General features: G+C 54.4%; 19 protein-coding genes. 15 read left to right on the top strand and 4 right to left on the bottom strand.

Features of this window, described 5'->3' with window-relative positions; all coding sequences use genetic code 11:
- The first annotated feature begins 31 nt into the window (after positions 1 to 31).
- The 4 genes from ACZ44I_RS01420 to ACZ44I_RS01405 are packed head-to-tail and all read left to right on the top strand — an operon-like array spanning position 32 to position 5,214.
- On the top strand, positions 32 to 2,455 hold the full coding sequence (locus ACZ44I_RS01420; protein WP_464549378.1) for a response regulator: 2,424 nt from the start codon (positions 32 to 34) through the stop codon (positions 2,453 to 2,455).
- A gap of 59 nt (positions 2,456 to 2,514) precedes the next feature.
- Complete coding sequence (thiM, locus tag ACZ44I_RS01415; RefSeq protein WP_464549380.1) at positions 2,515 to 3,321, top strand: hydroxyethylthiazole kinase; 807 nt, start codon at positions 2,515 to 2,517, stop codon at positions 3,319 to 3,321.
- Entirely contained in the window at positions 3,311 to 3,970 is a 660-nt protein-coding gene (thiE, locus tag ACZ44I_RS01410) for a thiamine phosphate synthase (RefSeq protein ID WP_464549382.1), read from the top strand. The genes thiM and thiE overlap by 11 nt, the downstream gene beginning before the upstream one ends.
- Entirely contained in the window at positions 3,967 to 5,214 is a 1,248-nt protein-coding gene (locus ACZ44I_RS01405; RefSeq protein WP_464549384.1) for a BaiN/RdsA family NAD(P)/FAD-dependent oxidoreductase, read from the top strand. Before thiE ends, ACZ44I_RS01405 begins: the two co-directional genes overlap by 4 nt.
- Here the strand turns inward: ACZ44I_RS01405 and ACZ44I_RS01400 are convergent.
- Together ACZ44I_RS01400 and ACZ44I_RS01395 are read right to left on the bottom strand one after the other, a co-directional pair.
- Positions 5,211 to 5,789: an SIS domain-containing protein gene (locus ACZ44I_RS01400; RefSeq protein WP_464576561.1), complete on the bottom strand. Its 579-nt coding sequence runs from the start codon at positions 5,787 to 5,789 to the stop codon at positions 5,211 to 5,213. The genes ACZ44I_RS01405 and ACZ44I_RS01400 overlap by 4 nt on opposite strands.
- 245 nt (positions 5,790 to 6,034) lie before the next feature.
- Positions 6,035 to 8,443, bottom strand: coding sequence for a CDC48 family AAA ATPase (locus tag ACZ44I_RS01395; RefSeq protein ID WP_464549387.1), 2,409 nt, complete (start codon positions 8,441 to 8,443; stop codon positions 6,035 to 6,037).
- A gap of 46 nt (positions 8,444 to 8,489) precedes the next feature.
- On the opposite strand from ACZ44I_RS01395, the gene larC reads away from it, so the two are divergent.
- Together larC and radB are read left to right on the top strand one after the other, a co-directional pair.
- Complete coding sequence (gene larC, locus ACZ44I_RS01390; RefSeq protein WP_464549389.1) at positions 8,490 to 9,668, top strand: nickel pincer cofactor biosynthesis protein LarC; 1,179 nt, start codon at positions 8,490 to 8,492, stop codon at positions 9,666 to 9,668.
- Positions 9,650 to 10,324, top strand: coding sequence for a DNA repair and recombination protein RadB (gene radB, locus ACZ44I_RS01385; protein WP_464549391.1), 675 nt, complete (start codon positions 9,650 to 9,652; stop codon positions 10,322 to 10,324). Before larC ends, radB begins: the two co-directional genes overlap by 19 nt.
- Positions 10,325 to 10,880: 556 nt before the next feature.
- Here radB and dapF read toward each other — a convergent pair.
- Together dapF and ACZ44I_RS01375 are read right to left on the bottom strand one after the other, a co-directional pair.
- Positions 10,881 to 11,705 (bottom strand): diaminopimelate epimerase, encoded by an 825-nt coding sequence (gene dapF, locus ACZ44I_RS01380; RefSeq protein ID WP_464549393.1) that lies wholly within the window; start codon positions 11,703 to 11,705, stop codon positions 10,881 to 10,883.
- Between the two features lie 96 nt (positions 11,706 to 11,801).
- Positions 11,802 to 12,743, bottom strand: a complete 942-nt coding sequence (locus ACZ44I_RS01375) for a ribose 1,5-bisphosphate isomerase (RefSeq protein WP_464549395.1) — start codon at positions 12,741 to 12,743, stop codon at positions 11,802 to 11,804.
- A 43-nt stretch (positions 12,744 to 12,786) separates the two neighbouring features.
- Here ACZ44I_RS01375 and ACZ44I_RS01370 point away from each other — a divergent pair, with 43 nt between their 5' ends.
- From ACZ44I_RS01370 to ACZ44I_RS01330, 9 genes are read left to right on the top strand one after another with little or no spacing between them, the layout of a single operon-like run.
- On the top strand, positions 12,787 to 13,626 hold the full coding sequence (locus ACZ44I_RS01370; RefSeq protein ID WP_464549397.1) for an HAD-IC family P-type ATPase: 840 nt from the start codon (positions 12,787 to 12,789) through the stop codon (positions 13,624 to 13,626).
- 46 nt (positions 13,627 to 13,672) lie between these two features.
- Entirely contained in the window at positions 13,673 to 15,289 is a 1,617-nt protein-coding gene (gene atwA, locus ACZ44I_RS01365; protein ID WP_464549399.1) for a methyl coenzyme M reductase system, component A2, read from the top strand.
- 1 nt (position 15,290) lies between these two features.
- Positions 15,291 to 16,817 (top strand): methyl-coenzyme M reductase-associated protein Mmp3, encoded by a 1,527-nt coding sequence (gene mmp3, locus ACZ44I_RS01360; protein ID WP_464549401.1) that lies wholly within the window; start codon positions 15,291 to 15,293, stop codon positions 16,815 to 16,817.
- Entirely contained in the window at positions 16,814 to 17,272 is a 459-nt protein-coding gene (locus ACZ44I_RS01355) for a methanogenesis marker 6 protein (protein WP_464549403.1), read from the top strand. The genes mmp3 and ACZ44I_RS01355 overlap by 4 nt, the downstream gene beginning before the upstream one ends.
- A gap of 2 nt (positions 17,273 to 17,274) precedes the next feature.
- Positions 17,275 to 17,724 (top strand): methanogenesis marker 5 protein, encoded by a 450-nt coding sequence (locus ACZ44I_RS01350; RefSeq protein WP_464549404.1) that lies wholly within the window; start codon positions 17,275 to 17,277, stop codon positions 17,722 to 17,724.
- Entirely contained in the window at positions 17,721 to 18,965 is a 1,245-nt protein-coding gene (locus ACZ44I_RS01345) for a methanogenesis marker 15 protein (RefSeq protein WP_464549406.1), read from the top strand. The genes ACZ44I_RS01350 and ACZ44I_RS01345 overlap by 4 nt, the downstream gene beginning before the upstream one ends.
- A gap of 6 nt (positions 18,966 to 18,971) precedes the next feature.
- Positions 18,972 to 19,556, top strand: coding sequence for a methanogenesis marker 17 protein (locus ACZ44I_RS01340; protein ID WP_464549407.1), 585 nt, complete (start codon positions 18,972 to 18,974; stop codon positions 19,554 to 19,556).
- Positions 19,553 to 20,491, top strand: a complete 939-nt coding sequence (locus ACZ44I_RS01335) for a methanogenesis marker 7 protein (RefSeq protein ID WP_464549408.1) — start codon at positions 19,553 to 19,555, stop codon at positions 20,489 to 20,491. The genes ACZ44I_RS01340 and ACZ44I_RS01335 overlap by 4 nt, the downstream gene beginning before the upstream one ends.
- Positions 20,492 to 20,497: 6 nt before the next feature.
- Positions 20,498 to 20,935, top strand: coding sequence for a carboxymuconolactone decarboxylase family protein (locus tag ACZ44I_RS01330; RefSeq protein WP_464549410.1), 438 nt, complete (start codon positions 20,498 to 20,500; stop codon positions 20,933 to 20,935).
- Positions 20,936 to 20,939 lie beyond the last annotated feature (4 nt).

Here is a 20,939-nt window from a genome sequence, read left to right as displayed (position 1 = left end):
CTCCGAGAAGGATAGATATTCAGGTGAGTTTATGTCCGATCCTGGCGCCAGCACCCCGATCCGTATCCTCTATATCGATGACGAACCGGCACTCCTCGAGCTGACAAAACTCTTCCTTGAAGAGAAAGGCAGGTATTCAGTCGATACCCTCGAAGATTCTCTTGAGGCGATGGAGATTATCATGGATGGCGACTATGACGCAGTCGTCTCAGATTACCAGATGCCGTCAAAGGACGGGATTACTCTCTTAAAGGAGCTCCGGGAGACCGGATCAACTATTCCCTTCATCATCTTCACCGGAAAGGGGAGGGAGGATATCGTCATCGAGGCACTGAACAATGGTGCCGACTTCTACCTCCAGAAAGGCGGCAACCCCCGTGCCCAGTTTGCAGAGCTTTCCCACCAGATAGAGATGGCTGTTGCCTCAAGGAGAGCTGAGAAGAAGATTGCCGAGAGCCTTGATGAGCTGAATGCCGCATATGAACAGCTCACTGCCAGTGAAGAAGAGCTCAGATCAAGTTTCGATGAGCTTGCGGTACGGGAGCAGGAGATCAAGAGGAGCAAGCAGAGGCTGTCTGATATCATCAACTTCCTCCCTGACGCCACATTTGCGATCGATTCGGATGGCACTGTTATCGCCTGGAACAAGGCCATCGAGGAGATGACCGGGATCGAAGCAGAGGAGGTGCTGGGGAAGGGCAATTATGAATACTCACTTCTCATCTATGGAGAGAGAAGACCTCTTCTCATCGACTATGTCCTCAAAGGAGAGCTTGACGATATACAGAGGCATTACCCGGAGATTCACAAGAAAGGCGAGAATGTGATCATCGAGACCGATTCCACCCGGATGATGGGGGAAAATAGGGTAATCTGGGCAACCGCATCACGGTTCTATGATGAGAATGGAGAGGTAGCCGGCGCCATCGAATCAATGCGGGATATAACCAAACAGCGGAAACAGGAACTTGAACTGCTCGCCATGCATGAAGAGCTGGCATCAACAGAGGAGGAGATCCGCCAGCACCTGGATGAGGCGATCACAGCGCAGGAGAAACTCAGGAAGAGCGAGGAGCGGTACCGGGGCATCTTCGAGAAGACCGGCTCTGCACTTGCCATCTTCGGGCAGGATCTGACGATCCTAAAAATCAATTCCCTCTTTGAGGAGCTCTCGGGCTATTCTGCCGCTGAGATCGAGGGGAAGCTCAAAATAACTGCATTCATTCATCCAGAGGATATCGGTCGGATAATTGAGTATCATCATGCACGCCACCAGAATGGTGAGGTTCCACTCAGCTACGAGTTCCGGTTCATCAGGCGGAACGGGGAGGAGCGGATCATCCTCATCTCAATCGGGGTTTTACCAGAAGAACGGCACTCCATCGCCTCACTTGTGGATATCACCGAATGGAGGCGTGCTGAAGAAGAATTAATGACCCGTGAGAAGATCCTCTCAAAGATAATGGAGATTCTCCCGATCGGGCTCTGGTTTGCAGATAGTGAAGGGAAACTCACCATGGGGAACCCGGCAGGCATTGCCATCTGGGGTGGAGAACCCCACGTGGGGAGAGAAGAGTATGGGATCTTCAAAGCCCGCAGGTACCCCTCAGGTGAAGAGATCGCACCTGACGACTGGGCACTTACCCACAGTATACGTGATCGGGCAACCATCACCGATGAGCTCCTCGAGATCGACTGTTTTGACGGCAAAAAACGCCTCATATACAATTATACCGCACCGGTGATCCTTGATGACGGAACACTGAAAGGTGCGATCATCGTCAACCGTGATGTTACCGAGGAGAAACAGGCAGAGGAGGCACTAAGGCTCTCCAATAAAAAGATCCGCCTTCTGTCAGGTGTCACCCGGCACGATGTCAGAAACCAGATGATGGCTATTGACGGGTATATCGAGCTCATAAAAGAAGAGAAACCTGACAGACTGATTGCAGATTATCTCCAGAATATCATTCACTCCCTCGAACAGATCGAAAAGTGTTTTGAATTTATGAAGGAATACGAAAAAATCGGAACGAGCGGGGCAAAATGGCAGGAGATCAACTCTTCGCTTGAACCGCTCGCCGGATCCAAAATTCCGATCACAAACACCTGCCCAAACCTTTCGATCATCGCCGATCCCCTCCTCACCAAGGTCTTCTCAAATCTTCTGGACAACACCATCCGGCATGCAGAGGAGGCAACGGAGATCACCATATCCTGTGAGGAGCGGGATGGAAACCTGAGGATCGTCTGGGAAGATGACGGACCTGGCATCCCTGACACCATGAAAGAGCGGATTTTTGAATATAAATGTGGAAAGAACAATGGGTACGGCCTCTACCTGGTTCGGGAGATCCTTGGAATCACCGGGATCACGATACATGAGGAAGGGATCGCAGGCGAGGGCGCACGGTTTGTGCTCGTTGTTCCGGCAGGCAGATGGAAGATCGGATAGAAGAATCCGCTCTTCTCTTCCATATCACTTTTCCCTTCAGACAGGCAATATATACCAGCATGAATCATTACGGAGCAGCACTCCTTGGCAGGGTGCGATCAACCCGGCCGCTCATTCACCATATCACCAATACCGTCACAATCAATGACTGCGCAAATGCAACCCTTGCCATCGGTGCAGCACCGGTGATGGCAGGTGCAATCGAAGAGGTTGCCGAGATGGCGGGGATTGCAGGCGCCCTTGTTCTCAATATCGGAACCCTCACACCCGCACAGGTAGATGCGATGGTTGCCGCAGGAAAAACCGCAAATGCACATGGCATCCCGGTGATCCTTGACCCGGTCGGGGTCGGGGCAACAACACTCAGGACAGAGAGTGCGGAGAGGATTCTGGATGAATGCAGGGTTGCGATCCTGAAAGGAAACGCCGGTGAGATCGGTGTCCTTGCCGGGAGCGGCGGCACTGTCAGGGGGGTTGATTCGGGTGGCTGTACCGGGGACCCCATTGAGGTTGCCCTTCGGTGTTTTGGGAGATGGAACACAGCCGTTGCCATGACCGGAGAGACCGATATCGTCTGCGGGAATGGTGAGGCGTACCTGATTCGAAACGGAAGCCCGATGATGGAGCGGCTCTCTGGGACCGGCTGTATGGCGGCATCTGTTGTGGGGGCGTTTGCAGCCGCAGGCGACGATCCGGTGAAGTCCGCAGCAGCCGCACTCATCGCATTCGGGCTTGCCGGGGAGCGGGGGGCAGAAGGTGCCCGGGGACCATATTCTTTCAGGACCGCACTCTTTGACGAACTCGCATCACTGACACCGGAGACGGTATCGGCTGAGGCACAGGTGGAGCAGTACCGTGGCATATGATCTCTACGTCATCACCGACGAGCAGATCGGGAGGGGGAGATCCCATACCGAACTCGCCCGGATGGCGCTTCTTGGCGGAGCAGATATCATCCAGCTCCGTGACAAGAGGATGGATTCCGCATCCCTCTACCGGACAGCAACAGAGATTCTGGCCCTGACCAGAGATTCTGGTGCATGCTTCATCATGAATGACCGGCTTGATATCGCGCTTGCCGCCGGAGCAGACGGGGTTCATCTCGGCCAGCAGGATATGCCGGTTGCCGAGGCACGCAGGATTGTTCCCAGAGACTTTATCATCGGCTCTTCGGTCGGGTCAGTTGAGGAAGCGATACAGGCAGAGATATCAGGTGCCAATTACCTCGCACTCAGCCCGGTCTTTGCAACCACCTCTAAAGATGATGCCGGATGCGGGCACGGCCTTTCAACACTGGGCGCCATCCGTGCCGCAACCCGCCTTCCACTTGTAGCAATCGGGGGGATCACACGGGAGAATATCGGGTCTGTGATCGGTGCCGGGGCAGATGGTGCCGCCGTCATCTCTGCGGTTGTCGGAGAGGAAGATGTCGCAGCAGCAGCAGCAGAACTGAAACGGCAGATTACTGCGGCAAAAAATCCTGGCAGAACACCCCCTGTTCAACAGAAGGTGTGATTGCACATTTGGCCCGGCCTGTGATTGGCATTATCGGAGGCGGGCCGGCAGGACTCTTCTCTGCTGCGACCATCAGATCAGAGGGAAGCCGGATCATCCTCTTTGAGAAGAAGAGAGAGACGGGGAGAAAACTCCTAATCACCGGATCCGGGCGGTGCAATATCACGCATGGAGGCGATATTCGCAGTTTTTTTGAACATTACGGTGAGAACGGGGCTTTTCTGAAACCTGCACTCAGGAATTTTACGAACCGGGATCTGACCGCCTTCTTTGAAGAGCGGGGATGCCTACTCTATACAGATGAGAACGAGAAGGTATTCCCGGTATCTGAAAAGGCAGATGATATCCTCTCTCTTCTGATGGCCGCATGCCGGGAGAACGGGGTGATCTTCAGGCAGAACAGCCAGGTTCGTGCCGTGGAGCGCCAAGGAAACAGCTTTCTGATCAGGACAGATGAACAGGAGGTGCTGGTCGATATACTCGTCATTGCAACCGGCGGTGCATCATACCCATCAACCGGATCAACAGGTGACGGGTACCGCTTTGCCGAATCCCTCGGCCACCGGATCATTGGGATTGGACCCGCCCTTGCCCCGGTACACCCACAGCAGTATCCGTTTTCAGATCTCGCCGGGATCTCTTTTGATGATATTTGGGTCTCGATCCTCAGGGAGAAAAAGATTGTTCGGAGAGTGGCAGGGGATCTCCTCTTTACGCATAACGGCTTCTCAGGCCCTGTAATCCTGCATGCATCCCGGTACATCAGGGATGGCGACAGCCTCAGCATCGCATTTCTCCCGGAGAAAGAGAGGGAGGCGATCGCATCTCTTATCACCCATGGAACACAGGCATATGGGAAGCGGCTCGTGAAGACGATCCTCTCAGAACTACCCCTTCCTGCACGCTTCATCCAGCGCCTCACCGAAGAGGCGGGGCTGTCACCGGACATGACCGTTGCCCACCTCACAAAAGAGAAGAGGAAGATACTCCTTTCGCTCCTCACAGGCTGGATATTTCAGATCAAAACAGTCGGCGGGTTTGACGTTGCAATGGCTACCCGCGGGGGCGTTGCACTTGAGGAGGTCAACAACAAAACGATGGAATCAAGGCTTCTTCCAGATCTCTATTTTATCGGAGAGGTGCTCGATATCGACGGCGATACCGGGGGATACAACCTTCAGGCGGCATTCTCAACCGCATATGCAGCTGCGGAATCAATCTCGGCAAAAACAGAAAAAATTTAGATATTCGAGAAACGGAGCCTGATCTCACCGGGATCCAGGTGACGGGCTGCCATCAGGGCGGAGATGATCGCATCCGAATAGGCGAGCGCCACCATCTCAAAGGCTGATCCCCTCCCGATAGGAACCGAAACCGAGCGGTACTGTCCTGAGATCTGCCTCACCTCATACTCAGGTGGAAGATCAGCACTATTCCCGGACGATTCACCGAGATCGATGACCAGATCAACATAACCGGCAGCATGCGATTCCGGGTTCGCGGTGATAAGGCAGGACCAGCCTCCAAGTTCACGCACCTTCTCAGCAGCGCTCACCACCGACTTCGTCTCGCCGGAACCTGAGAAGATGACAAGCATATCACCGGATTCAAAGGCAGGGGTGATCGTCTCACCGATCACATAACAGGGGAACCCAAGATGCATCAGCCGTATCGCAAACGCCTTGGCAACCAGCCCTGATCTCCCGGCGCCGGTGACATAAATCCTTCTGCCTGAGAGTATCTCGGAGATGAACTGCCGTGATTCCTCCTCATCGACCACCTCGGCCACACGGATGATCATCTCCGCCGTCTTCAGCATATAATCCGATATCTTCTCATTATCCCCGGTCATGTCTGATCAATTCTGGATCATGACGGGGTATGAGGATATCGGTCATCCCGGTCATCAGGATAAATGCCAGGGGAAGAGACTGGATCTCTCCAGTTACAGTTACACCACAAAAAATTTTGGGGATGAATAGACGGTTAAAATACCATTAAACACCTATTGTCCCCCTCTTCAAAGGTAAGGAGGAGATAGATTTCCCCGGGATCATAAGAGTGTTACTGGTACTCGACCGGCTGTGACTGACGGGGGAGCCCGCCTTTGAAATGCTGCTGTATCCGGGAATAGTATTCAATAAGCCGTTCATTCATCGTCGGCCGTACCTTCTCCATCGCCGCTTCGAAGTGGCGGGTGGAGACAACCGATACGCCTTCACGCATCGCAAGCATCCCTGCCTCACGGCAGAGCCCTTCGAGATCGGATCCGACATACCCCGCGGTCCGGGCTGCAACTGTCCCGATGATCGCATCCCGTGCGGGATCAGGAGACTGCTGATTGAACCGGGAGGCCAGATCGTGGATGAGTCTCCGGATCTCGCTCCTCTTCAATCCTGCCCCTTCCTTCTTCGGCATTTCAGAGGCTGCTTCCCGGATTGCATCGGCGGTGATCTCTTTTCCTTCTCCAATTGACTCGAATATCTTCTCTATACAGCCATATCCACAGCCTTCAAGGAGAGTGATGAACTCTTCAATCGTTCCTCCTTCAATCGGCATGCTCCTCATATGGATCCAGAGGATTCTTTTCCGATCCTCTTCATCAGGCTCCCCGATATAGACGAGCCTATCAAACCTGCCGGGCCGGAGAAGTGCCGGATCGACAATATCCGGCCTGTTGGTTGCCCCCATCACGATCACATCGCGGATATCTTCGATTCCGTCGATCTCGGTTAGGATCTGGTTTAAAACACTCTCGATGGTATGATTGGAATCCCCGCCCCCGCGAACCGGGGTGAGGGCATCCATCTCATCAAAGAAGATGATCGAAGGTGCCACCTGCCGGGCCTTCTTGAAGATCTCACGAACCGCCCGTTCGCTCTCCCCCACCCATTTGGAGAGGAGCTGGGGGCCTTTGATCGGGATGAAGTTCGCACCGGACTCGGTTGCAACGGCCTTTGCAATCAGGGTCTTCCCGGTACCGGGAGGGCCATAGAGGAGGATGCCTTTTGGAGACTGGATCCCAAGCTCCTCGAACTTATCCTTCTCGGTGAGGGGAAGCTCGACTGCCTCCCGGATCTCCTGCCTGGCAGTAGCAAGGCCGCCCACATCAGACCACGTGATATTGGTTCCCTCAAGCATCACCTCACGCATCGCCGAGGGGAAGACCTCACGCTGTGCTTCGCGGAAATCATCAGAAGTCACCTTCAGTTTATCAAGTACTTCCTGGGGTACCGAGTCCTGTTCGAGATCGATATCGGGCAGATATCGCCTCAGGGCTCGGATCGCAGCTTCCCGTGCAAGTGCAGCGAGATCAGCCCCGACAAAACCATGTGTCCGGCCGGCGATCAGATCGATCCGAACACCTTCGTCAATCGGCATGCCGCGGGTATGGATATTTAAAATCTCCTGCCGGTCCGCATGCGGCGGCACCCCGATCTCGATCTCGCGGTCGAACCTGCCCGGCCTCCTGAGAGCGGGATCGATCGCATCCAGCCGGTTGGTTGCGCCGATCACAACAACCTGCCCGCGTTCCTCAAGCCCGTCCATCATCGTCAGCAGCTGGGCAACCACCCGCCGCTCAACCTCCCCGGTCACATCCTCACGTTTTGGTGCAATCGAGTCGAGTTCATCGATGAAGATGATCGAGGGTGCGTTCTCGTTTGCCTCCTCGAAGACCTCGCGGAGCCGCTGTTCGGATTCGCCATAATACTTCGAGATCACTTCAGGCCCTGCAATCGAGATGAAGTTCGCACCCGATTCATTGGCAACCGCCCGTGCAATCAGGGTCTTTCCGGTACCGGGAGGCCCATACAGGAGAACACCCTTCGGCGGCTCGATCCCAAGGGTCTTGAAGAGTTCGGGATGGCGTATCGGGAGCTCGATCGTCTCCCTGAGCCGCTGGAGCTCGTCTTTTAATCCGCCGATATCCTCGTAGCTGATCCGCTTCAACCCCTCAAATCCGGGGGCGGGTTTGTCGGATACAGTGATTGTTGTATTTCTGGTGATGATCACAGCATCCTCAGGTTCAAGGGAGATCACCTTGAACTCGATCAGCTGGGGGATCATCATCGCACGGATCGGAACCACATCGCCAATTGAGACCGGATAGTTGATCAGACCCTGTGCAGCATGCTCCATATGAATGGTCAGGTGTGGGGGCAGGTTCTCGGGTGGCGCGATCAACACCTCTTTTGCCTCGATCACCGCCTCCACTTTCGAGATCTTCACCCGGTCGCCGATGGTGACGGCGGCATTCTCACGGGTGAATTTGTCGATCCGGATCTTCTGCTGATCCCAGTCTTTCGCCATCGCACGCCAGACCTTTGCGAGCGTCTCCTTCTTCCCCTCGACTTTGATCAGATCGCCGGGGGAGACACGGAGTGCGAGCATCGTCTCTGGATCGAGGCGTGCCTTCCCTCCACCCAGATCTTCAGGATAGGCCGAATCGACCTTCAGGTACACTTCAGGCATTACTTTATTGTCAACGGTGCCCGGACATATAAGTAGTGTTTCTTCGATGCGGACGATCCTCTTTGACCCGGTGAATGGTGCTGCGGGAGATATGATCACAGGAGCCCTCCTTGCCGCTGGTGCTGATGAGGAGGCGGTGATCCGGGCGATGGCCTCACTTGTCGGAAAACCGGAGATATCGCGGGTTTCACGGTGTGGCATCGAAGCGACATACCTGAGGACGCATGCGGGGGAGAGCACCCGGACGCTGGAGGAGGTCCTCTTTCGCCTCAGGGAAGCTGATGCGACAGCCGGGGTAAAGGAGATGGCGGCGCGGATCTTTTCAAGAATCCATGATGCCGAGACCCGCGTCCATGGAGACCATGCCCATTTCCACGAGGTCGGAGCAGATGACGCGATTGCGGATGTGATCGGGGCATGCACCGCCCTCCTCTCCCTTAAACCGGATGCTGTCGCAGTCCTCCCAATCCCGCTTGGCAGGGGGACGATCCGATGCGCTCATGGCATCATGCCGGTTCCGGCACCGGCAACTGCGTATATCCTTGAAAATTCCGGGCTTCCCACCAGAAGGACAGAAGAAGAGACAGGGGAGCTGGTCACCCCGACAGGGGCTGCACTTCTCGCAGAATTTCTGGCAGCCTTTCCGGGAGGAGACACGGACGGCACCATCGCCGCAGTCGGGTATGGTGCCGGTACACGAGACCCACAAGACCGTCCGAATCTCCTCCGTGTGATGATCCTTGAGAACAGAGAGAGCCTCCCGGCGGTTGATATCCTGGAGACGAATGTCGACGATGTCGATGGCGAGGTGATCGCCTATACAATCGCCCGTCTCCACCGCGAAGGTGCACGGGATGCATCAGCCATTCCGATCATCATGAAGAAGGGAAGGCCCGGTCATCTGATCCGGGTGATCTGCCGCAGGGAGGATTCGGAGCGGCTTGCAGGCGTCATGGCAGAAGAGCTGGGGACGCTTGGAGTCCGGTGCATCCCGTCTGTTCACCGGTTCATTGCGGATCGGTTGGTGATCACCATCCGGATACCGGAAGGAGACGAGATTCCCGTGAAGATCGGATACTCACAGGGAAAGATCATCTCCGTAAAAGCAGAGTTCGATGCTGCCTCCGCTGCTGCCAAGCGTCATGGGCTGAGCGTCAGGGATGTGAAGAGGAGAGCCGAGGAGATCGCATATCGGGAGCTGAATGGGTGGAGAGAGGACGCGTAAGCACAGGTAGCCCGGATCTGGACCGTATCCTCGGTGGAGGCCTTGAGAGGCAGATGATCACCCAGATCTATGGAGAGCCGGGGAGCGGCAAAAGCACGCTCGCCATCATGGCAGCGGTTGCCACCCTGAAGGAGGGTGCCGGGGTCATCTTCTTTGATACCGAAGGCTTCTCACCCGATCGGTTCGTCCAGATCTGCGGTGGCGAGGATGCTGCCCCGGAACTTGCCACCCGGCTCTACCTGTATGAGCCGATCGATTTTGCCGAACAGGGGCTGATGATCATTGAATCACAGAAGATCTTCACAAAACAGAGGATCGGTTTAATCGTGATGGATTCGGCAACCGCACTCTACAGATCAGAACTGGAGAAGCGGGGCGATGTGCAGCGGATGCTTGGAAAACAGATGATTGAGATCCTGGCAATTGCGCGAAAAAACCAGGTTCCGGTCTTAATAACCAACCAGGTGTACATGGATCCGTCAACCGGCAGATTCTCCGGTCTCGGGGGAACGACCCTCTCACATATCTCAAAGGCGATCATCAGGATCGAACGGAGAGACAGCACCCGCCGGGCGATTGTGATGAAGCATCGATCCCGCCCGGAAGGGGAATCATTTGATTTTACCATTACAGAAGATGGGATTCGTTCCTGCTGAGTGCGGATGCGGAAAGAAGCTTTCTGGCTATTTCATGCAGGATGTTAGAGATCCGGCTTTTCCTCAGGGGAATAGAGAGGCCGGGGAATTGATCCCGACACAACATCCGGGCATGAGGGGTGATTGAAGCACGTGCGGCGCGGGTATCGGGGGGCGGGTTGTCGAAGAATGAGGCTGACAGAGATGATAAAACCTTGCTTATCAGAGCAACCTGAAGGGCGATTCATCAGAATCGGGTTTTTATCTCCTCTGGCAGCCCACAAAACATTCCCGCCCCCTCACGTGCTGCATGTGCGGGGCCACCCATGACAACCTCCCTGCGAAGCACATGCGGCGCGGGTATCGGGGCGGTGGGAATTTGCACGGTTTCTTCTCCATGAACCGGTTTTATGAAGGCATATTCTACGCCTGAGTCAACAGATCACAATGCATGATTAAAACACCGTATGGCCCGATGATAACCTGTTCCCTATTAATAAACAACACGGATCAGCAACGAGCCGAAAAAAAAGTATAATCCCGGGATCTCCCGGAATCAGCGAATATACCTCTTTCTTCAGAGCTCGATCATCCCGATGAAGACGGCTTCGGCGGGCCCGGTCATGGTAACCGTATCGCCAAACCGAATCCGGAGCGGGCCACCCTTCGTCTCAACAATACAATCGCTCGTAACATAGCCGAGCTTGTGGGCAACCGCCGCAGATGCTGTTGCACCGGTTCCGCATGACCAGGTCTCGGCCTCAACACCCCGCTCGAATGTCCTGATCCTGAGAAGGTTCTGATCAACCTTCTCAACCAGGTTGACATTCGCACCTTTTGGGAAGGTGGGATGGTTCCGGATGGTGGGTCCAAGCTTCATCAGATCGATCGCCCCGATCTCATCGACAAAGACGACCGCATGGGGAACACCGGTATTGGCGGCATAGACCTGGTAGGTGCTGATATGCTCCGAGTAATCATCTTCGCCTGTGCCGGTGGCGGGGATCCCGCTCCTGGTAAATACAGGGGTGGGCATTGTGATCGTTGCATAGAACTCATCATTCTGGTATCCAAGGGTAACCGGCATAATACCGGCGAGCGTCTCGACGGTGCTCTCCTCCTTGATATAGTCATGATCATATGCATACCGTGCAAGGCAGCGGATCCCGTTTCCGCACATCTCTGCTTCAGACTCGTCAGGCTGGAAGAGGCGCATTTTGACATCCGCAGATTCGGACTTTGAGATGAAGAGGACACCATCGCCCCCGATACCAAACCGGCGGTCACAGAAGAGCATCGCAAAAGCGGCTTTCATCTCTTCAGGAATGATCTCGTTCTCCATCTCATCGATCAGGATGAAATCATTGCCATTTCCCTGTAATTTTACAAATTGTACTCCCATGAACATCTCCTCAAGTAATCTTCTCATTTACCTTGTCCGGGGAGCTATAAAATATATCATCCATTGAATCGGGAGAGGATCCTGTATCCGGATACCTCAGACACCGGGAGATCCAATCATCGAAAGATCCCATCCGAGATGATCCCTGATGATAAACGGGGCATATGATGGGGGAATAAGGCCCGTCTCTGTCACGATTCCATCGATATATGCTGCCGGTGTCACGTCAAAGACCGGATTTCGAACTCTTACAAAGGGGAGCGCAGATGCAATATCATCGGCAAGCACCTCAGAGCCCGGCCGCTCCTCGATCGGGATGGTATGCCCGGCGAGGGTGCGGGGTGCAAACTTGTAGGTCTCGGCAGCAACGATCATCCGGGTACGCGCCTCGTCTGCAGCAAGGGCGATCTGGGATGTCCCGATCTTGTTGATGACACTCCCATCAGAACAGACTGCATCCGCTCCGGTGATCGCTATATCGACATCATTGATGAAGGCTCGGACAGCTGAATCGACGATATAGTGTGTCGGGATTTCGTGCTGGTTCAGCACCCTGATAGTCAGGAGACCCTGGTTCCAGGGCCTGACTTCGGTTGCATACACCTCAATATCTTTTCCCTGCTGCTTTGCCTCGATGATACAGGCGAGTGCCGCCTCAGAGTTGCAGTGGGTTAGGATCACATCTCCGTTTCTGATCTGGTTCGCCCCAATTGATGCTATCATTGCAACCGCCTCTTCAGATGACCGGATGAAGGCATCTGCATTTCTTTGGATAATACCGCGCGCATCTTCCACACCTGCTGCATCCTCAAGACCCCGCATGACGATATGAATCGCATTGGGGAGGGAGACGGCTGTCGGGCGGGTGGAACGGAGGAGAGCTGCTGCCCGGTTCATCTCTTCACAAAAAGCAGCCTTCTCTGTTGTTTCTGTTGCCCTGGCATGGTCCCTGAGTGCTCCTGCTGCTGCACGCGCAATCCGTCCGGCACCCCGTATCTCCATCGAGCGGATGGCATCTGCTGTCCTGATCAGTGGCATATATCAATCGACGGTACTTATCATTGATAAAGGTGGCTTTTGGATGACGATCGCAGTAGTCTTTGACAGTGCCGGGACACTCCTCCATACCTACCGGGTTGCAAAAGAGATTGCAACAGGAGAGATCATCGAGGAGATAGAGACAACCACTCTCACCTTTGATGATCCCGATCGAATCCTGGTGCTTCTCCATGTACACTCCGAGGATGTCATTAAAGCAGACAAAGACGAGCTTCTCTCAGCATTTCTCTGCAGGAAAAAAATCGAATTTGGGATATCCTGTGGGCGCCGCGTGATCACCCAGGATGAAGTGGCTGATATCCTCTATCATGAAGAGTATGCCGCTGTTGGCGATCTCCAGGAGACGATCCGCAGTGTCTGGAACCGGTGCAGCCATATCAAGCCGGTGATAGCGATCAACTCGGGCGTGATCCTCAATATCAGAAGCAGGATGATTGAATATACAATCACTGCCGGGGGGAGCCCTTTTCCCGGTGCAAAAGAGACGATCACCCGACTTCACCAGATGGGGATTGCCACCTTCATCGCCTCCGGGGACAGGGGATCAAAACTTGAGCGGATGGGAGATCATCTCGGCATCCCGCATGACAGGATCTTCGGCGTTGCCACACCGACGATGAAGGCGGAGATCGTACGGAGATTAAAAGACAATTATGATACCGTCCTGATGGTAGGAGACGGGATCAATGATCTCCGGGCAATGAGGGAGGCGGATATTGCCATCCTCTCGGAACAGCAGCCCGGTGAGCGGATTGAAGCTCTGGAAGCTGCTGCCAACTATAGGATTCATGAACTTAATGAAGTGATCGCAATCATTGAAGAGATATTGCGATCAGATCCGGGGAAGACTGTTCACATATAAAGACTAATATGCTCCTTCTTCTACATACTACTCAAGAGGCTGCTTCATGAAACCCTTTATCTCAGTCGAAAACCTCTGCATGGACTTTAATGGCACGAGAGTACTCAATAACATCAATCTTGAGATCTCAGAAGGAGAAACCGTCGGTATCATCGGCAGGAGCGGTGCAGGAAAGACCGTCCTGATTCATCTGATCCGTGGAATTGATCAACCGCCGACTGAGGGGCGGATCATCTATCACATCTCGGAATGTGATTCCTGCGGTCGGATCGAGCTTGCAAGCAAGGCTGGATCCTCATGTTCCCGCTGTAACGCAGGAACCCTGAAAGAGAAGGATATAGATCTCTGGAATGATGATGATTTATTAAAACGCCATCTGATGCAGAGAACCGCCATCATGTTCCAGCGGACATTTGCGCTGTATGGAAATGACCGTGTCATCGAGAATGTTATCAGGGCACTCGAAGATACCGGATATCCCTCAGGAAAAGTAGTATCACGGGCAGCAGATCTCCTCGATGAGGTGAGGCTCTCGCACAGGATGATGCATATTGCCCGTGATCTCTCCGGCGGTGAGAAGCAGCGTGTGGTTCTTGCGCGCCAGCTTGCAAAAGAGCCGTTCCTCCTCTTTGCCGATGAACCAACCGCAACCCTTGACCCGAAGATGGCTCGTGTCGTACATGAGATGTTGAAAAAGGCTGCGAGTTCGGCATCAATGGGGATGATCATCACCTCCCACTTTGCCCAGGCAATCAAGGATGTCGCTGACCGTGCGATCCTCATTGCAGACGGCGAGATCACCGCCAGTGGATCCCCGGAGGAGGTGATCACCACCTTCATGAAAGACCACCATGATGATGAGGTCTTTGAAGCACCTGAGTTTGGAAATGTCCTCATCCGGTCTGAAAACTTAAAAAAACGATATATATCTGTTGACAGGGGTGTGATCCGGGCCGTTGACGGGGTCGATTTTGAGATCCGGGAGAAGGAGATCTTCGGCATCATCGGGACAAGCGGTGCAGGAAAGACGACACTCTCACGGATTATTTCGGGGATCCTTGAGCCGACAAGCGGCAGGCTCGATATCAAGATCGGTGATGAATGGGTCGATATGACCCGCCCGGGATACCAGTTCCGCGGGCGTGCCAAGATGTACATCGGCCTCCTCCACCAGGAATACGACCTCTTCCCACATAGATCCGTCCTTGACAACCTGACAGACTCAATCGGTCTTGAGTTTCCAAAGGAGCTTGCTATCAGGAAGGCGATGATCACCCTGAAGATGGCAGGCTTCACTGAAGAGAAAGGGCGGGCAATCCTGAACCGGCATCCGGATTCCCTCTCTGAAGGGGAACGCCACCGTGTTGCGCTGGCACAGGTCCTGATACGTGAGCCGAAGATCATCATCCTCGATGAGCCGACCGGCACCATGGATCCGATCACAAAAGTCGATGTGAAACACTCGATCCTTCATTCACGTGAGGAGATGGACGAAACCTTTGTTATCGTCTCACATGACATGGAATTTGTGCAGGAGGTCTGCGATCGCGCTGCACTGATGCGTGGAGGCAAGATCGTTGCTATCGGCCCGACACAGGAGATTATGGATCTTCTTACCGCAGAAGAACGCGACATTATGAGTAAGGCGGTTGCAGGAGCATAGCATGGTCAGGGTCACTCTGGATGGCACGGCAATCCAGGCAGATGATGGAGCATGCCTGAGGGATATCCTTTTCGATCACAACCCTGCATTATCTCTTGCAATCATCAGGCCCGGTGTCGTTTCGGAAGAGGCAACACGCCATTTCCGGATCACCACCACCAAAGGGGAGTTTGTTGCCGAGATCCCGGATGGCAGCGTGAGCCTTCCCGATCCGCATGATGCATCATTCAACCCGGCTCTCCACTGGTCTGACCGGTACGCCGCGGCATTTGGGCCTTTCCCATCCGATTTCAACCCTTCACGCCGCCCTTCCCGGTATGCACGCGGCGATATCCTGATCGGGTGTGGAGGCTATGATACACAACGCTCGTACCTGATCGTATCAAGGAAAGAACATCAGGCAGATCACGGTGCAGCAGAAGGCGGGGGGATCATCGGCCGTGTTGTTGCCGGGCGTGGTGCAGTCGACAGGCTTGATACCGGAGATCGGATCACCGGGATCGAACGGATCATCAGCTGGGCTGATAGCACCCATACGATTACGACAACCGATCTCTCCCTCCCTCTTGAAGAGGGGATGGAGATCATCTCCCATATCCGTATCCGGGCAGACGGCTACTCCGAGGAGGATATTGATACTACGATTGCTGATTCGGTGGATCACCTCCTCTTCTCCCTGCAATCCGGAATCTTTCATGCAGAGAGAACCACATCCACTCATTGCATGGATGCGCATCTCGGACGCATGGATATCAGGCATGAACAGAAAGCCCCCCGGCGTGAAGGTGCGGTAACCGCACGTACAAAAGGGAAGCTCTCCGGTGCGATCTATATCTACCGCGATGATGTGGCAACGAGTCCGCACCACACCGTCATCGGGCAGGTGACTCATGGGATCGAACTCATCAGGCTGATCTCAGAGGGAGAATCATGTGCTGTTCTCTGTGAACCGGAGCGGTTCGATCTGCTGGGTATGCATCTTGGAGAAGCCCTCTCATATGCTGAGAAACGGGGCATCTCTCTGAATGCTGATTCTGAGAACACCACACGGGTTATCATCAGCCAGGAGCCTGGCACCACCCTCCAGGTGCTGAAAGAGAAGCAGGTGACCGTCACAACGATGGATCAGAATGATATCATCGATATCACGCTCTTTGATGAGAAGGCCCCCCGCACCGTCGATATATTCCGCAGGTTCACCGGGCTGAAGCGGTACTCGATCGGGATGCTCCCGTTCTTCTTCAGTTTCGATGATGTCTGGCTCTTTGAACCGGATATCCCCGAGAAGATCAACATCATACCGGAAAATACACCGGTTGGTTCTGTTCCGAAACGCTCTCTTGGGATGACGAACGCCTCCCGGAGAGGGGCCGGGCTTGTCGGGGTGCGTGAATCGGAGAATGCCGAGTTCGGGCCGACCGCAGAGCCTTTTGAGGGAACAAACATCATCGGAACCATACATGATCCGGAGAAGCTTGGGAAGCTCAAGGAAGGAGAGCCCGTCTATATCAGGGAGGTGAAGAGATGAAAGAGTACAATCCCGAGTATGTCGGCACCGAGACAAAATATGTCTTCGTCGAATCGCCGACAACCACCCCGCAGGATCTTGCTATCGCCGCCTACGAGGTTGCGATGGGCATTATGATCAAGGAGACCTGTTTCGGGGTGCAGGTTACCGGAACCCCGGACGAAGTTGCGAGGGTGGTTGAACGGCTCCGGAAGCTGGATCCCTTCCATATCTTCATCAAGGACAGGGGATTTCCTCCGGGAGATCCGCGGCGATGCAGGGCAAATCTCGGGGGGTCAAGACCCGGATACCTCGGACATGAATACGAGATCGGACTTTCGCGATTTATTTCACACGGACTGAAAGAGACGGATACCATGAAACAAGAAGAACTGAAGAAGATTGCACAGCCTTTCAAACGGGAGCCACCCCTCGATATTGAGGAGCTCTCATCCATCATCGGGGAGGAGACCTGATTATGGCGAAGATCTTCATCTATCCGGCAACAAGCCTGATGCTCTCGGACCTCGTCGCACGATTTGGGCATAAGCCGCTTGGATCTGCACTTTCAGTCCGCGAACATATCCAGGCAGGAGGTTTTGATTCCCCGCCACTCCAGATTACGCCTGAAGACCCCAAGAAGGGGCTTCACTGGGCAGCGGTTGAGGTGCCTTCAGGAGTACGGGGGCGGATGTCGCTGTACGGACCCCTGGTTGAAGAGGCAGATGCAGCAATCATCATTGAGGAATCTGACTTTGCCTTCGGCTGCATGGGATGTGCACGGACAAACGAGCTGCTCATATTCCTCCTGAAACAGAAGGGAATACCAGTCCTTGAGCTGTCTTACCCAAAGACACAAGATGAGGGAGTCACTTTCGTCGCTTCCATCAAGGCATTCCTCGCAGAACTCGGGGGTGAGAAGGCATGAGCAGGCCGGTGCGTATCGCCCAGCTCACCTGCGGTGCCGATTATTCCGGTGTCCAGAACGAGATCGCAAAGGCGGCACGGTCAGTTGATGCTGAAGTCTTCTACCCCGACATCTCACTCAATGATCTGCGACGGGATTTCGATTCATTTGGGCTGAATGTGAAGAGCCCGGATCTGAAGCTCGCCATTGCACGGGCAAAAGCACTGGTCACCGGGAAGGTGGAGGCGGATGCAGTCTTCATCGGAAGCTGTTTTAGGTGTGCCGAAGCTGCAATCGTCAGGACAGAACTCAGGCGGTACATCCATATGAACTCAACCCTTCCGGTCGTCTCGTACTCATTTACGGAGCGGACGTCCTCAGGGACTCTCCTGACACGGATGGAGGCGCTCACAACAATAGCACGCCGGCGTGCCCTCCTCGCACGTGAGGAGCAGACCGGGATCACAATGGGCGTCGACTCGGGCTCATCCACGACGAAATGTGTCGTGATGAAGGAGAACGAGATCATCGGAACCGGTTGGGAGCCGACGACCGAGGTGCTCCGATCCTCGGATATGGTTGTTGAAGCGGCACTCGCCGAAGCCGGCCTCACGATAAATGATATCGAGGCGATAGGAACAACCGGGTACGGACGGTTCCTGATCGGGAAACACCTCAATGCCGATCTCATCCAGGAAGAGCTGACTGTCAACTCAAAAGGTGCCGTCTATCTTGCTGATACCCAGCACGGTCCTGCAACCGTCATTGATATCGGAGGCATGGATAACAAGGCGATCTCGGTGATGGACGGGATCCCCGGCACCTTCACAATGGGCGGCATCTGTGCGGGGGCGAGCGGAAGGTTCCTTGAGATGACTGCAAAACGGCTTGGTGTCGATATCACAGAGCTTGGACCGCTTGCAATGAAAGGTGTGTCGGGTGGCGTCCCGATGAACAGCTACTGCATCGTCTTTGGAACGCAGAGCCTGGTGAATGCCCTTGCAGCAGGCAGCACACCCGAAGATGTGGCAGCAGCTGCCTGCCACTCGGTTGCCGAACAGGTCTTCGAACAGCAGCTCCAGGAGGTCGATATCCGGGAACCGGTGATCATGGTTGGGGGAACTTCGCTGATCCAGGGTCTTGTCAGGGCGATGGGAGAGCTCCTCCAGACCGAGATCGTCGTTCCGCACCACTCGCAGTATATCGGTGCCACGGGAGCCGCACTCCTTGCATCCGGGTTTGTTGACAGGAAGAAGGAGTGAATTGCCATGACGTTGCTGGATGCGTTTGAGGTCGAATGTTTTGAAGAGACAGGCAGGGACTTCTACAAGCAGATCACCGAGACCGTCCTCTCAGACCACAACCTCACGGCGGTCATCTCAAAACTCCGGATCTTCATCGATCCGAGGATACCGATCTTTGTTGCTGTCGGGACGATCCGTGATGCGGGTGCTGCCGTCAGGATCTCTGATATCGGATCGATCCAGATGCAGGGCAATGATACAGTCATCTCCATCCGGGATGAGACCTATCTCGCACAATTCCTCACCCACCTGTATGGGATCTTCGGGCATGATCATGTCGATCAGCCCGATCGGTTCACAGTCATCATCTCGGATGTTCCGATCCCACAGGACTTCGAGAAGATCGAGATTGTGAACCGTGCCGATACCGTGCTCCGTGACTTAATCTACGCGATGACGGTGATCGCACCCGAGGGCTTTAAGGTACGGAGGGAATCCTATGGAAAACGGCAGTTCTTCTATGCCGCAAGTGAGAACACGCTCCCCGAACATATCGTCGGGGATCTGGTATCTGCACAGTTTAAGCTGATCGGGGAGGAGATGGTATGATCCTTGTTCCGATCACCTATACGGGAGGCGTGTACCGGCATGACGAGGTTATTGACTATATCGAGGATCTCGGCGGATACATCATCCAGAAACATGAGATGGCACAGGAGATGGTGCTTCAGGCATTCATCCCAAAAGATGATATCGGACGGTTCACCGCATTCACAAAGCCGCTCGCCGGAGAGGTGGCCGAATCGCCGCTTGTCGGCTGTGAGATAGCCGTCGTCATCCCGAGCCTTGAGATCCATCACCTCCCCCATTCCGCCTGCGATATTGCCGAATATCTCAGGACTGTCGGCGCCAAGACGAATATGGTCGGCCTGGCACGCGGCTTTGGGAAGCGGATCTCACAGCTGAATGATGAGGAGCAGGATGTGATCAATGAGCACGATCTTGCCATCTATGTCCTCGGCAACTTCGAGACCTGTATCGAGCAGAAGTTCAACGGGCTCAGGCGGGGTGTGAATGTCCCGATCATCCTGACCGGGGCACCCCCACTCGAGGCACTGAAACGGATCACCGATCCCCCGGCAGCAGGCTATGTGGGCAACCTCGGCAGGTTCATGCACAGGACACGGACCGAGGCTGATATCGGACGGCTTGATGCGGTGGTCGAAGAGACTGCACGGGTATTAAATGAGATCCGGGACGAGATCGCCCATGACCCCCTCTCGGTCTCTCCTGCCAGATTAAAGGAGGTGATCGAAAATGGTGTCCCGGAGATTCATGAGGTCTATTCCCCAACCCCGGTCACCGTACAGCTTACCGGACTTCGGATAAAACTGCCGTTTGATCAGTATCATGATACTATCAGATCGCTTCCTGTTGAGGAGGATGTGACGATCGGTGATACCGCATGGATTGTACCGTCACGAATGCGTGACTACATATTGGTGCAGATCAAACCTTTTTCAGAGACTCATATCGTGGTGTAGATGGAGATGGATTTCGAGGATATTATTCAGCATATCAAAGAAGATGGATCAGAGGAGACCGCTAGGGTCTGGCTTGAACAGATCGAGCAGGAGTATGGCACCGTCCCCCTGATATTCCAGCGGATGAGCGAGAAGCCCGAGGTACTCATCTCACATCTCCTGTACAAAGGGTCAGTCACACAACTCTCGAAACTCGAACCAAAAGTGGTCGAACTGATCAGCATGGCGGTTGGTGCCGTATTGAAATGCAGCCACTGTGTCGAGTACCACATGCGTGCAGCCCAGTCCAAAGGCGCAACACGGGAAGAGATCCTGGAGGCTGTGCTGATTGCTGGACTCCTCGCCAATGCCGCAGTCCTGGCAGATGCATACCGGGTCGTGAATGGATCCTGCGATGCATCATGCGATCTCTCCGGGGTTCCGGAGAAGCCGCAGAAGATCTGACACT

It is taken from the genome of Methanocalculus pumilus (assembly GCF_055382585.1).
Note: the sequence above shows the minus strand (reverse complement) of the source record. Positions and strands in the feature narration are given on the sequence as shown.